At 66.6% G+C, this 13857-nt stretch carries 11 protein-coding genes; 7 read left to right on the top strand and 4 right to left on the bottom strand.

Annotated features, from left to right (window positions below):
* Nucleotides 1-96: 96 nt before the first annotated feature.
* The gene (locus JQN84_RS02055; protein ID WP_204956684.1) at nucleotides 97-2580 is read left to right on the top strand and encodes a tetratricopeptide repeat protein; all 2484 of its coding nucleotides are present in this window, start codon (nucleotides 97-99) and stop codon (nucleotides 2578-2580) included.
* Here the strand turns inward: JQN84_RS02055 and JQN84_RS02050 are convergent.
* Nucleotides 2577-2786, bottom strand: coding sequence for a hypothetical protein (locus JQN84_RS02050; protein WP_204956683.1), 210 nt, complete (start codon nucleotides 2784-2786; stop codon nucleotides 2577-2579). The genes JQN84_RS02055 and JQN84_RS02050 overlap by 4 nt on opposite strands.
* A gap of 155 nt (nucleotides 2787-2941) precedes the next feature.
* On the opposite strand from JQN84_RS02050, the gene JQN84_RS02045 reads away from it, so the two are divergent.
* From JQN84_RS02045 to JQN84_RS02025, 5 genes are all read left to right on the top strand, one after another.
* Nucleotides 2942-3517 (top strand): hypothetical protein, encoded by a 576-nt coding sequence (locus tag JQN84_RS02045; RefSeq protein ID WP_204956682.1) that lies wholly within the window; start codon nucleotides 2942-2944, stop codon nucleotides 3515-3517.
* A gap of 192 nt (nucleotides 3518-3709) precedes the next feature.
* Complete coding sequence (locus JQN84_RS02040; protein WP_204956681.1) at nucleotides 3710-4243, top strand: hypothetical protein; 534 nt, start codon at nucleotides 3710-3712, stop codon at nucleotides 4241-4243.
* A gap of 225 nt (nucleotides 4244-4468) precedes the next feature.
* Entirely contained in the window at nucleotides 4469-5731 is a 1263-nt protein-coding gene (locus JQN84_RS02035) for a 5'-methylthioadenosine/S-adenosylhomocysteine nucleosidase family protein (RefSeq protein ID WP_204956680.1), read from the top strand.
* Between the two features lie 1018 nt (nucleotides 5732-6749).
* Nucleotides 6750-8819 carry an ATP-dependent nuclease gene (locus JQN84_RS02030; protein ID WP_204956679.1) on the top strand — a complete coding sequence of 690 codons (2070 nt, stop codon included), beginning with the start codon at nucleotides 6750-6752 and terminating at the stop codon, nucleotides 8817-8819.
* Nucleotides 8816-10843 (top strand): UvrD-helicase domain-containing protein, encoded by a 2028-nt coding sequence (locus tag JQN84_RS02025; RefSeq protein WP_204956678.1) that lies wholly within the window; start codon nucleotides 8816-8818, stop codon nucleotides 10841-10843. The genes JQN84_RS02030 and JQN84_RS02025 overlap by 4 nt, the downstream gene beginning before the upstream one ends.
* Before the next feature lie 242 nt (nucleotides 10844-11085).
* Here the strand turns inward: JQN84_RS02025 and JQN84_RS02020 are convergent, their stop codons facing one another.
* Nucleotides 11086-11670, bottom strand: coding sequence for a hypothetical protein (locus JQN84_RS02020; RefSeq protein ID WP_204956677.1), 585 nt, complete (start codon nucleotides 11668-11670; stop codon nucleotides 11086-11088).
* 181 nt (nucleotides 11671-11851) lie between these two features.
* Between JQN84_RS02020 and JQN84_RS31880 the strand changes: the two genes are divergently transcribed.
* On the top strand, nucleotides 11852-11974 hold the full coding sequence (locus JQN84_RS31880; protein WP_255553767.1) for a hypothetical protein: 123 nt from the start codon (nucleotides 11852-11854) through the stop codon (nucleotides 11972-11974).
* Nucleotides 11975-12001: 27 nt separating this feature from the next.
* Here the strand turns inward: JQN84_RS31880 and JQN84_RS02015 are convergent, their stop codons facing one another.
* Together JQN84_RS02015 and JQN84_RS02010 are read right to left on the bottom strand one after the other, a co-directional pair.
* Complete coding sequence (locus JQN84_RS02015) at nucleotides 12002-12928, bottom strand: IS3 family transposase (protein WP_204956676.1); 927 nt, start codon at nucleotides 12926-12928, stop codon at nucleotides 12002-12004.
* On the bottom strand, nucleotides 12925-13236 hold the full coding sequence (locus tag JQN84_RS02010; RefSeq protein WP_204924187.1) for a transposase: 312 nt from the start codon (nucleotides 13234-13236) through the stop codon (nucleotides 12925-12927). The genes JQN84_RS02015 and JQN84_RS02010 overlap by 4 nt, the downstream gene beginning before the upstream one ends.
* Nucleotides 13237-13857: the final 621 nt, after the last annotated feature.

Below are 13857 nucleotides of genomic sequence, written 5' to 3'. Positions count from 1 at the left end.
GCCGGCAGCCGTGGTATTCCTGGACGACCGCGAGATGCGCGTCTGGTGCCGCTGAGGCGCACCGGCGCTCACGTGGACCCTGAGCAAGGAGCGATCGTGGACCATCCCGCTACCCTGCCGCTGCTCCGCGCGTGGTCGGCGCAGGACCGCGCTGCGCGGCTCATGCTGCTCGACGGGGTCGAGCCGCCCGGGCCCGTCGCGCTGCGCAGCCGCTACCGTCACTTGCACGACCCCTGCGCGCCTCTCGGGCCGCTGTCTCCCGGACTGGAAGAGACAGCGTGGCACACGATCCTTGATCTGGAGACCGAGGGCGACCTGGCCCTGCAATCCGGCGATCTGGACCGCGCGGCCGCGATCTTCGAGCGACTGGCGGGCTTCGAGCCCACGGCCGGCCACCGGGTGGTGCTGGTGCACGCTCGGATCGGGACGGGCGACGTCGCGCGGGCGCGCGACCGCATCGACGACGCCATTGACGCGTACGAGGAGGCCGTGTCGGTTGCTGTCGGCGATGGTTACCGGTTCGGGGAGCTGCGTGCGAGCGTGCCTCTGGGGTACCTGTCGCTGGCGTACTCGACGGGCAGGACTGCCGAGGAGTGGTTCCGGCGTGCCGAGACGCTCGCCACCGAGCTCGGTGACCTCCTGTACGGTGCGAACGCTGCGCTGGGCCTCGCCGAGTGCGCCGAGCGCGCGAAGGACCTGGACGGCGCGATCGAACTGGCCCGCACCGCGTTCGCCGCGTTCACCCGGGTCGGTTCGCCGATCGGCAGGGCCAACGCCGCCCACCGGGCGGGTGCGCTCCTGCACCGGGCGGGCCGGCTCGACGAGGCGGTGCCGCTGCTGGAGGAGGCGCACGGCCTGTACACCCAGATCGGCGACCCGGTCGGGCTGACCAATACGCTCAGCGGCCTGGGTGACCTCTTTCTCGACCGCAGGGAGTTCGACGTCGCGCAGCGGTGGTACGCCGAAGGCCTTCGCCAGGCGGAGGCCGCCCGGCTCCCACGTGCCCGGGCCCATGCCCTGCAGGACATGGCCCGCCTCGCCAGGGGGCGGGGCGAGTGGCAGCAAGCGATCGAGGAGTTCGGCCGGAGCCTCGCCGCCTATCGGGAGATCGATGACATCGGCGGCATATGGCACGCCCTCGACAAGATGGCCGAGGCGCAGGCACATCTCGGGCAGGTGGAGGCCGCCGCGCGAACGCGACTGGAGTCGATCTACTCGATCGAAGAGTTCCGGGCCGCGCACCGCGACGAGTCCTCCCAGCGGGAGTACCGCGACCGGTTCGAGCTGGCCTACTCCCGGGCACTCGCGGCAGTGGCGGACGCCGACGATGCGGCGGCGTTCGCCGTGGTGGCAGACTGCCTCGCGGGCCGGCGCCTGGCCGGTCTGATCGCAGGTGGGATGCCGGACAAGGCTTTCGGCGAGCTCGACCTGCTCCAGGACCTTCTGGTACGCGCCGACCAACGGCTGAGGGGCGACCGGCGGGATCGCATCCGCCTGCTCGGCGCCTTTGGGATTCGGCACGGGTTGGCTGGCCAGGCCGAGGCATCCCTCGACGACCAGCTGGCCGCGGTCTACCTGCCACCGGCGCGCGACGGCAAGCCGATGCTGGCCGCCTTACCTCCCGCAGCTCACCTCCTCTATGTTCTGGTCGACCCGGCAGATGTGAGCCGGATCTGGTGGCTGTGGCGCGCGCCGGACCGGCCATACCGGATCGGTACGACCGCCCTCGACGAAGCCGCACGCGAGGTCCTGGGTCGGCTCGGCGATGCCAACGAGCGGATCAGCCTGTATATCGAGGACTTGAGGCCGATGGCCGCGGCCCTACCTCCGGAACTGCTCCGGTCGCTGCTCGATGAGCCCGAGCCGACGCTGCTCATCGTGCCCGTCGGTGCGTTGTGGATGGTGCCGTGGGGCGGCCTGCCCCTCGCCGACGGTGTCGTGCTCGGCGAGCACGTCCGGTACGCGGTCTGTCCGTCGCTGACCGTCCAGCGTCAGCTTGCGGCCCGTCGGAAGGGCCTGTCAGCTTCCTCCGTGACGGCCGACACGTGGCGCAGCCCGTACGTCCTGCACCACGACTTGGCGGGAGTGGACACCCGGAGGCTTGGTCTACGCCCGCTCGCCACCTCGGGTGACGCCCGCGCACGGCTCCGTGATGGCGGCGAGATGATGGTGGTGATCAGCCACGGGCGGCCCGTGCCCGGCCTGGGCCATTACCTTGAGCTCGACCGCGACGATTGGCTCGTGCCGGCTGACCTTATCGGGGCGTCCACTCCCCGTCGGCTGGCGCTACTGGCCTGCGGGGCGGCCTCGATCACTACGATGCGGCCCAGTGACCCGGTGAGCTTGGCGACGCTCGCGCTCGCGTCCCGCTCCGACGAGGTGCTCGCGACGCTGGGTGAGCTGAGCGACTCGAAGCAGGCCGCCCGATACGCAGACGAGATCCTGAGTGGCATGGTCAACACCACGCTCCCGGAGGCGGTACACCGCGCCACCCGGTCCCTGCTGGCGGACGGCGACATCAAGGGCGAGCCGCTCTTCTACTGGGCGCCGTTGGTCGCCATCGGCACGGTCCACCGCTAGGCCTGGCGGAGCAGGTCGGCACAGTGCGCCAGGCCCAACGCACGCAGCGCGCCGTCCAACTCGCCGAGACGCTTACGGCTCTCCAGCCAGTCCCAGACGGCGGACGCCTCCCGGCCCTTGTCGAACCGGGCCCGCTGGGACGGCGGGATCTCGAAGTATTCCGCCAGGTCGGCCCAGTCGCGGTGGAGCGCCCGGCAGACCTGCACCCGGACCGGGCCGGGGTACGAGACGGACTCGCCACGCGGGCGCCTGCCCGGTAGCAGCCCGCGGCCTGAAGTCGTGAATGGGGATTCGTCGGCATGCTGCACCCGCCCATTGTCGCCCACGCGGCCTCGGCGTCAGTGTTCGCTATCGTGGCCCGATGCCCGACGCCGTCCTGGTCCTCGACCTCTACGCCGAGGAACCGGTCCTCGGGGAGCACCGGCTGCTTCGCGAGGCGGCAGTGTCCTTCGGCCGTCCGATGGTCTACCCGGCGGATCACTCCGAGCTCGATCCGGTGCTCGCGAGGCGTCCTGATCTGCACAGCCGCCAGTTCTGGGTTCTGCACTTCCCCTTCGATCTGGAACCCCCGAAACCCAACCGCCGCTACGAGGCCGCGACCATCACCATCACCTTCGACGACGACGGCGTAATCGCACTGGACATCATGCCGATGCAGCCGGATGAGGAGGCCGACATCCGTGGCATCGGCCGCAACGTCATCGCCTGGGATCTGCACCCTGCCGACGCGGAGGCCGGCCTACGCCCCCGCAGCCGGGTCATGCAGGTGGTCCTCGACGCCCCGGCTGACGCTACCGATTTCCACGGCGCCCTGGGCGCGACGCTGACGGTGGCCCGGATTCGCGGCGCCTGGGCCAGGAAGCTCGCCGCCAGCCAGACGCCGCGCCGTTTCCTGCTGACCGTTGACGGCAACTTCACCACCGAGCCGAGCCGTTAGATCCGCCGGGCCCGGGCCCCGGCTCATCCGCAGCCGAGGTCTGCGGATCTAACGGAGTCATCACCGCTGGCTACAGAGGGACAGTCCGGTGTCTGGGCACCGCGCAGGACAGTCCGGCAACCGGTCCACCCTTGCCTTCAACAACTCCCGACCTAGATGATGCGACAGCACTCTGTCGATCGGGAGGAACGGATGGCTGATCCGGATGAGTCCGCCGTCCGCCTGCTGCTGGTGGAGTACGAACGCCTGAAGGACGAACAGAAGACCCGGATCGGCCTCCGTGACAACCTGATCTACGTCACGCTCGCCGCGATGGCGGCGGTCATCACAGCCAGTCTGGCCTCCAAAGGCCACGCCAACCTGCTGCTCCTGCTGCCACCGGTGAGCACCGTCCTGGGTTGGACCTATCTGGTCAACGACGAAAAGGTCTCGGCGATCGGCCGCTACATCCGCGATCACCTCACTCCGGATCTCGACCCGACGGGGAAGGCATTCGGATGGGAGCGGACACACCGCTCCGATGAGCGCCGTCGCTCTCGCAAGATCCTGCAGCTCATCGTCGACCTGGGTACGTTCTGCATGCCGGCAACAGCCGCTGTGGTCATCTACTGGGCCAACGGCCCTTACCACTGGCCGTTCGTGGTCGTGTCGGTCGTCGAGCTCGCCGTTGCTCTGGCACTTGCGTGCGAGGTAGTCCGATATGCCGACCTGGACGTGTCGGCTTAGCGCTCGTCGCGCCGACCTCACTTCCGGACCGCGCCTCTGGGGCGTCAGACCCGGTTGTCCCCTGCCTGCCTACCAACCGAGAAGTCCGGACTGCTCGGCGCTCGAAGGGGATGGTCCAACAGAGACCGTCAGCCCTTCGCAGAACGCGGTCGGGACCGCGCACGACTAGCATGGTCATAGACCCGCCCGCTGACGCCGATCACCCTCGGCCGAATCGGAGGACACTTGAGCCCCGTTGACGTCCTGATCATCGCCGCTCTACCGGAGGAGCTCGAAGCAGCCCGGTCGGCCACGAACGGTGTCGGGGCGGGGCAGTGGCACGAGCGGAACCCCGAGGGGCTCACCCCGTATCTGACCGGCGAGTACGAGTCGTCGACGGGCAACCGGATCACCGTGGCGCTCGCGCGGCCCACAGGTATGGGCGGGCGTCGAACAGGGCCGATCGCGACTACCCTGACCGACCTACTTCAGCCTACCTGCCTAGCGATGTGCGGCGTCTGCGCCGGCAATCCTGACGACACGGCCCCCGGCGACGTGCTCGTCGCCACGACCGTCTACGAGTACGACGAGGGAAAGCAGGCCGGTGACACATTCCAGGGCGCCCACCAGCAGTACCCGTTGAACGACCGATGGCTACGCGCCGCACAGGACTTCGATCCCTCAGACCTGCCCAGCCACGGGATCGCCACCGAGCAGGAGTCCGCAATCTGGTTGCTGGAGTGCCTCCACAAGGGACAGGACCCCCGCAGACACCCGGCCCGGCCGCGGTACTTCCCCAAGGCCGCCTGGTCGGACCGGCTGGCTCGGCTGGCGGCCGACGATCTCATCGTCTGGCAAGAGGGCGCATGGGCGCTGACCGGTGCCGGTACCGCGAAGATCGAGCGAATTCTCGCCGAGGACGTCGACGGACCTGACCGACTGCCCTTCGCCGTCCACCCCGGCCCGCTCGCCAGTGGCAGCGCAGTGATCCAGGATCCGAGGATCTGGTCGGACCTGAGGAAGATGGGAATGCGGAAGATCCTCGGCCTGGAGATGGAGGCCGCGACGATCGCCACCGTGGCGCACGAGCGCGAGGTGCCGCATTGGCTCGTCGCCAAGGGCGTGATGGATAACGCTGACTTCAACAAGGGCGACCGCCTCAAGAAGTTCGCGGCCCGCGCCAGCGCCGAGGTGCTGTTTAAGCTGCTCGGCCGACTTCTTCCCGCACGAACAGGCGGCCGAGGGGGCACGCCGCTTCCGGTGCCACCCAACGAAGCGATCCCGGGCACCGTGAAAGTCGACGTCATCCGGCGGCTCCACTTCGACTGGCAGGATCTGGCCGACCTGGTCGGTGTGCCCGGCTTCGACCGGGCCCGCTTCGCCCAAGGCGATGAGCCCCGCGAGCTGTGGGAGTGGCTGGAGGTCCGCGGCCGGCTTGCCGAACTGCCTGCGGCCCTAGCCGAGGTTGGCCGCGCTGACCTCAGCGACCTGCTCCGCCCGTACGTGTAACCGTGATCCGCCGCGCTGAGGACCCTACGGCCCGACCTACCCCGGACGGTGAAACTCGCCGCAAACGATCCACGTCCAGCGTCAGGTACACATCCCCCTCAGCCCCGACCACAACTGGGAACCACACCCACCCGGCACCGGCAACGAACGACCACTCGCATTCCCCTGGACCACGGCATTCCACGCAGTCGCCGCACTCGCTGAAGAAGCACTCCCGCAGAAGTAATGGCCGCCGCCCGGGTCAACCCGGATCACATCCGACCGACGGCCCGAAACCCACCACCACCCGACCACGTAGCAAGATCATCAGGCAGCGGACGGAAGAACGCATAGGCAATGCTGGGCGGTCCGGACGTTCGCCAACATGCCGTTCGTCCACCGGCAGCCGGGAGGGTCCAACGGCTCCCGAGCACCCACCGAGACACCGCGCCATCAACAGAAACGCCAAAAGGCTCCGACCCAAGGCGAAACCCCAGGTCAGAGCCTTTTTGTGGTGCGCCGCCAGGGACTCGAACCCCGAACCCGCGGATTAAGAGGTTGATCTTGGTTGAGTCGTCTGGTCCAACCGGATCGCGTGAGTCCATCAGTTCGCGGCCAGGCCCGATTCAGTCGAGCCGGCGTCCCAGTCAGTCCATCCAACCACGGTCGCGTCCACGGCGTCCGAGCACCCGTCGAGCACCGATGCACGCCCGTGTTTGGACCCTGCCATGACACCCGCAGTCACGGCTTGCCGGACTGGCTCACCCCCACCGCAGGCTGGCCCGCGACTACGAAACCGTCCCGCGGCCTCGGAGGCCATGATCCGCTGGGCCGCCATCGCCGGCATGCTCGCCCGCCTCACCCGAGGCGGTCCCGCCACCCGCCGACAACGCCGCACCTTCAACACGCCCGATTGACAGACATGCGAAACGCTCTTTCAGTGGGGCGCCACTATCCCGATTCGAAGATCATCCGGGGGCAGATACTCTGATCGGCGCAATGGCGCTGCCCTCGATCTCGTCGTGCGGGGAAGTGAAGGATGTACATCGAGACGCTTGTGCTGGAGAACTTCAAGTGCTTCGGGCCGGGCCGCACCACGATCGACCTGGGGCCGGACCTGACCGCCTTCATCGGCACCAACGGCAGCGGGAAGACCGCCGCTTGCGAGGCGCTGCTGCGGCTGTTCGGAATCACCGGCCGGGAACGTGCCGTACGCGTGGATGATTTCCATGTCCCCGTCGACGAGTCCGAAGCTGCCACCAGCCGCGATTTAACGATCGAGGTGGTGCTCGCCTTCCCGGAGCTCGATGAGGACGATCAACGTACCGACGATACGGATGCCGGGGCCAACGAGGTAACCGATCTTCAGGAGGGCGTCAACGGAGAACTCGACGAGGAGGAGAGCCCCGACGAGGATCCCGGCCAGGTCGAGGGCGGCCGATCCGCAGAACCTGCGACCGTCGGCAGGCGGTCGGTTCCGGAGTTCTTCACGCGGATGGCTGCCGATGACAACGGCGAGTTGAAGGTCCGCATCGTCCTGAAGGCCACATGGGAAGATGACGGCACCGTAGACGGCACGACCACAGAGACTCGCATCGTCGTGAGCACGCTGGCCGAAGACTACGGTGAGGATGACTACGCACCGCTCTCTCCGGCCGAACGCAGCCGTATCCAGATGATCTACATCCCGGCGTCACGTGACGGCGCACGCCAGATGACCGCGTTTCTGGGCAGCAGGCTGTGGCGGGCCGCGCAATGGTCGGCCGAGCTGCGGACCATGGTAAGGAAGCACGCCGCTGAGGTAGCGCAGCAGTTCACAGGCGAGCCGGTCGTGAAGGCTGTCGTGGACGCGCTGGGATCGCGGTGGCGCCAGCTACACGATGCCGGGACGCACGCGGTCCCGAAACTGCGCCTGCTTGACGACGATTTCGATCAGCTCGTCCGTGACACTGAGCTGGTTTTCGAGCCGGATCCGACCGGACGCGCCCGGCCCGCTCGCCTGCTCAGCGACGGGCAACGGTCGCTGCTGCACCTCGCGCTGACGGCAACAGCTTTGGACGTCGAAGCCGCAGTCTGTGACCGCGCCCACGCGGCGGACTTCACGCTGGATGCGTCTCAGCTGCCGAACCTGACGCTGGTCGGCGTTGAGGAGCCGGAGAACAGCGTATCGCCGTTCTTCCTGTCTCGGATTGTCCGCCAGTTGCAGGACCTTGCCGCCGGCGGAGCGGCCCAGGCCATCCTGTCGAGCCACTCTGCCAGCGTGCTGACCCGCATCGAACCGGATGACCTACGCTACTTCCGCAGCGACCCAGCCGCGGCCACATCATCAGTACGCCCGATCACGCTTCCCCCGGACGACACCGAAGCCGGCAAGTACATTCGCGAAGCGGTACGCGCGCACCCCGAGCTGTACTTCGCCAAGTTCGTCGTGCTCGGCGAGGGGGACACCGAACAGCTAGTCATCCCCCGCATCGCCCAAGCTCAAGGCGTGGACCTCGACCCCTCCTTCGTCGCGTTAGTGCCGCTCGGCGGACGGCACACCAACCACATGTGGAAACTGCTCAACGACTTGGGCATCCCGCACGCGACGCTGCTGGACCTCGACTACGGCCGCACCGGCGCAGGCCCGGCCCGGCTGCGCGACGCCTGCAACCGGCTCCTCGCCAACGGCATCGATCCACTCGCCGGCCTAGACGACTACGCCGAGGTCGATGACATTGACGACGGCCTCAAACTCACCGAACTGTGGCCGATCATCAAGCACCTGCGCACATTCGGGATCTTTTATGCCCAGCCGCTCGATCTCGACTACATCATGCTGGCCAAGTTCCGTGCGGCGTACACGAAGCTCGAACCCGGCGAGACCGGACCGCACCAGAGCGACGCGCTGGCCCGCGTCATCGGTGACGAGAGCAGCGACGAGGCGTTCTGGCAACAATCAGATCGTGCCTTGCGTCTGCGCTGGTACCGCTACCTCTTCCTGACCCACTCGAAGCCGAGCAGCCATCTGCGGGCACTAGGCCGCCTCACCGACGAACAGTTGCGCGACGGCGCCCCGAAGGTCCTCACCGCCCTGATCAGACACATTCGCCGTCGGGTCGGACTATGAGCCGACCCGACGCCGACGACGAGGCGAGCACGCCGACGATGACGCGGCCTACTGTGTTGGTCTCGGACGCCGACTGGCGGCCGAGCGGGATCGATGAGCTGGAACCGGCCGCCTGGCGAGCGCTGTACCATGAAGGAAACACCGCAGTGGTCGCCGGGCCCGGTGCTGGCAAGAGCGAGTTCCTCGCTCAGAAAGCCGCCTACCTGCTGCAGACGGGCAGATGCCCGTGGCCACAGCGCATCCTGGCGATTTCGTTCAAGCGTGACGCCGCCGCCAATCTGCGCAGGCGAGTCGCTGCCCGTGTTCCCGAACACGCCGACCGCTTCGTGTCCATGACCTTCGACGCATTCACCAAAGGTCTAGTCGACCGGTTCGCCTCCGCGCTACCCGATAGCTGGCGGATGCCGCACGGGTACGAGATCTCTTATGCCTCCGAACGTCAGGTCGAGGCTTTTCTCAGTGACATCATCCCGAGTGCTCCGGGATCGATTCGTCTCCAGGTTGCCCAGCTGCACGCGAGCCGTTTCATCGCCGACACCGTCGGTAGCTGGGAACTGCCGGTCACAGTGCCGGCCGCCGGTCCGGACGACGCCGCCGCCTATGCGGCGCTGCAGTGGTGGCGGCTACGCTCCTTCGGGCGTGGCCCGGCAAGGGTGGATTTCGTCATGCTCAACCGGCTGGCCGAACTGCTCGTCCGGTGCGTGCCGAAGTTGCGGCAGGCACTGCGAATAACGTATCCGTATGTGTTCGTCGACGAGTTCCAGGACACCACCAGTGCCCAGTTCTCGTTCCTCGTCTCGGTGTTCGCCGGCGGTCCCACGGCCACTGCCGTCGGCGACAGCAAACAGCGCATCATGGGCTGGGCGGGCGCGCTACCCAAGGCTCTCGAACGGTTCGCCGAAGCGTTCGACGCGACCACCTACCCGCTGACGTGGAACTTCCGGTCCACGAAAGCCCTGGTCGACGTACAGCACGTCATCGCCACCAGACTCGACCCCAACGCGGTACCGGTGATGGCAAAAGCCGACGACGACATCGACGGCAACCCCGCCGAGGTGTGGACCTTCTCCAGCCTCGACCGGGAGGCCGCCGTCATCGCCGACTGGATCGCCGGTGACATCGCTGCCTCTGGCCGGGCACCGGCGGACTTCGCCCTGCTGGCCCGCCAGAAGATCGCCGACTTCGAGAGCCGGTTCCGTGCGCAGCTGTCCCGCCACGGCATCAACGTGCGCAACGACGACGCTCTGGTCGCCACGATGCGCCTGCAGGATCTACTGAAACACGAGATCACCCGCCTGCTGCTGGGCCTGCTACGGCTGGCCGACCAGCCGCGGGGACTGCCCAAGGTGTGGCACGAGGTGCTGGCGACCTTGACCCGGATTCACGGTGCCGAGGGCGACAACATCGTTCAACGGCGCATCGGTGACGACTTGTCCACATCGATCGTCGGCCTGCGAGCATGGCTGAGGGCCCATCCGCCAGAACGGACCGCTGGTGACGACGTGGCCAGCTTCCTGCTCGGTTTGCTCGACATGGCTGCGCTGCGCCGATACGTCAAGTCAGCAACTCCGGGCGAGCAGCTGCACCTCGTCACGGACGCATTTCAGGCCCGGCTTGCTACCGTGATATCCGCGAGCGCCAAGTGGACTGATGTGGCCGATCAGTTCGAGTGCTCCGACGCGGTCGTCCTATTGACCGCCCACCGCGCCAAGGGCCTTGAATACCATACTGTATTCTTCCTTGGTCTCGATGACCAACAGTGGTGGGCACACGATCGAGATCCCATCGAGTCGACCTCCACGTTCTTTGTCGGGCTGTCCCGCGCCGCCCAGCGGATCATCTTCACGACCACCAGCCCATACGCCCGACACGGGCGCATCGCCGAGTTCTTCGCCATGCTCGACGATGCGGGCGTGCCTGAGATCAATCGAAACTGGGATCCGGGAATGGAATCTCTGGAGTCAATGACGGAAATATCAGCCACGCCCTTCCGGCGACTTCGTCAGTCGGGGCGTAGGGCTTGAGGGCAGAGCCGACGACCTAGAAACGGAGCGCACTCGTCTATCCGCTCTCAGCACACCTCGGCGTTAACGCCTTGAAGTCGACGGCATCAACATTCTCTGCGTCGCGATTCAGAATCAAAGGCAGCGGATTCCTTTACTGATCACGTTGACGGATAGTACCCGTTCACTTCGGTCACGAACCTCCTCCTCGGGCTGCGACAGCAGCCCACTTCAACTGACGTCACGACTGACACTGTCGGCCACTATTTCTGTGTTGCGATGCGAGGCTGCGGGAGCGATTCCGGACACGTCTTGCATTTTTCTTCATGGCGCCAGTCAAGGAGGCCTGCCGCGCGCACAGTTTCACGAGCCAACACCCGTGCAGCATCGGTCGCGGCACGAGATGAAAATAGATACTCCCTTGGCCCAGTTCTTTCACTTACCTTCACGACGATGATATGGCCGCCATCGCCGCCACTCTGACTTGCCGAAACCTCGATACCACTTGGTACGTCTAAGATCAGTGGAGGCTGCCCATTTCCTCGCTGGCCATGTCCATCGCCCACCACATAGGCGTCGAAATGCTCGAACCGATCCCTCAGATCCTTGAGGGTTGGTTGCGAGGCCACGAACGCACTGACGGCCGCACTACCCTTCCCGCACACCTTCTCAGCGCCGCGCTGGACATTGCGGATGGCGTCGACAAGAACTAGCGAAAGGGCGTCGCGGGTGCCAATGGAGGTCGCGATCATCTCATCGTCCCAGATCGACTCCAGCTGCTGAGAAAGGTGGACGGCAGCAGCTGCCCACATGTGCGTCCACCTTGCGACTTCGTCGTTATGTGTCACCTGTTGTCCTTAGCACGTCAGGGGCATGTAGGGTACACGCCCGCTCTGGTGCATCGGGCACCGACATGGCATGCGAGGTCGAGATCGGTTAGTCATCGTCTCCCATCCGAGCGGTGTTCGGTACCTAACGCCAGGTTTCCGCGTCGGTGGCGATCTCTGGAATCAGAGAAGCTGCCACGGCATGTGGATTGTCGACTCCGCGATCATGCAGCGCACCGACCAGCGAATGGTAGACAAGGCGTGGCGTCGGAGGGACGCCGTCGACCGTTACCTCGACGAGCTGACCATAATGTTCGTGGGGTGAGGTTCCCCCGGTTTGCCGGAGGGTTAGTTACCTGGCGCCGGTGGGCTCAGGCTGAACGATAGCCGTCTGGTCGTGTCGGGCCTGGTGGGTGTGCCAGGCGGTTTCGTACTCGTCTGGGGATCGCCAGCCGAGGTCTTTCTGGATGCGGCGGGTGTTGTACCAGCCGTCGATGTAGGTGAAGATCGCGTTCTCGGCCTCGTCGCGGGTGCGCCACGAGTTGCGGTAGACCAGTTCGATCTTCAACGTCGACCAGAAGTTCTCCATCAGGGCGTTGTCGTAGCTGTCGCCGACCGACCCCATGGAGGGCAGGATGCCGTTGTTGGCCAGGCGTTGGGCGAAGCGGAACGACGTGTAGTTCGACCCGCGGTCTGAGTGGTGGATCAGTTGGCCGTCGCGGACGTCGCGGGACCAGATGCCGTATTCGAGGGCGCCGAGGATCAGGTCGGTGTCGCAGCGGTCAGAGCAGCGCCAGCCCACGATGCGGTTGGAGAACACGTCCCGCACTGCGGCCAGCCAGAACACGCCCTCACCGCAGGGGATGCGGGTGGCGTCGGCGACCCACAACCGGTTCGGCGCCGCAGCCGTGAACTGCCGGTTCACCAGATCGGGAGCCGGTGTCGCCTTCGGGTTCGACCGGGTCGACGGGATGCGCCACTTCTTGCGCAGGAACGCCCCTTGCAGGCCGGCGGTCCGCATCAACCGCTCCACCCGCTTGCGACCCACCTGGCGGCCCTGCCGGCGCAGCATGGCGTGCACCCTTGGACTGCCGTAGGTGCCACCCGATACGTCGTGGATCTCCGCGATCTCCACCGCCAGTTCCGCATCCTCCCGCCGCCGAGCACACGGGTTGGCGGCCTGGGCGAGCCAGCCGTAGTAGGTCGACGGGGCGACGTTGAGGACCCGGAGGACGGGCTCGACCCCGAAGCGATCGCGTAGCTCGTTGACGAGCGTCACGACCGTCGCCGGGTCGGGTCGAGTTCCGAGGCGAAAAAAGCCGACGCGGCTTTCAGGATCTCGTTGGCCCGCTTCAGCTCGGCATTCTCCCGCCGCAGCCGGCGCAGCTCCTCCACCTCCGAGGTCGTCGGCCGGTCGTCACGCTGACCGCGGTCGGCCTCGTCCTGGCGGATCCAGTTGCGCAACGCTTCGTGATGCACACCAAGCTGGCGTGCCAGCTGCCGGATCACGGGCTTCGGGTCCGACTCCCGATACAAGCGCACCGCACGTTCACGCAGCTCATCGGGGTACTTCTTCGGTGCTGCCACGGATGACTCCCTTCAGCTCCATCAGAGCATGATCGAAAGCCTCCGAGCTACCGGGGGAACCTCACCCCGAGCCTCGAACGACCCGCGACGCTCCTCCATGGAACGTCGCCAGCCTGGCCGATTGGAGCCGGCAGACAGACCGCCACGCGGTCATGTCCGTACCAGTACGCCTCCCCCGGCAGCACCCTGTCAACCAGCGCCACCAGCAGCCGATCACGACGTCTCCGGACCCAGCCGGACGCACCGACACCCACCAACCCGCACTGGACCCCAACAGCACAAATCCACGCCCGAAACAAGCAGAAAAATCTTGACCAGCCGGGTCAGATGTCTCACATTGCGAGACAGTGCTCTCGCCGACAGACCAGCCAGAGCCACGGCGCCGCTTCCCATCAGGCCAAAACCGCATGCCGGACAGCGACAGCAAGGACCGACCCGCAGACGTGCCCCGCCCCGACAGCACCCCACCTACAGCGCGAAGGCGCGCTCAGCCGACCGACCTCGACCTGATCGGGCACCACCTACCCGACACCTCCCACACACCGATGGCGAGATCCACGAGCAGGCGAAATCACGCTCACCCACCCTCTCATGCCGAGTTGAATGCACTCGATCATGCGA

Origin of the sequence: Micromonospora humidisoli (assembly GCF_016900955.1) — a bacterium.
Lineage (GTDB): Bacteria > Actinomycetota > Actinomycetes > Mycobacteriales > Micromonosporaceae > Micromonospora > Micromonospora wenchangensis.
Note: the sequence above shows the minus strand (reverse complement) of the source record. Positions and strands in the feature narration are given on the sequence as shown.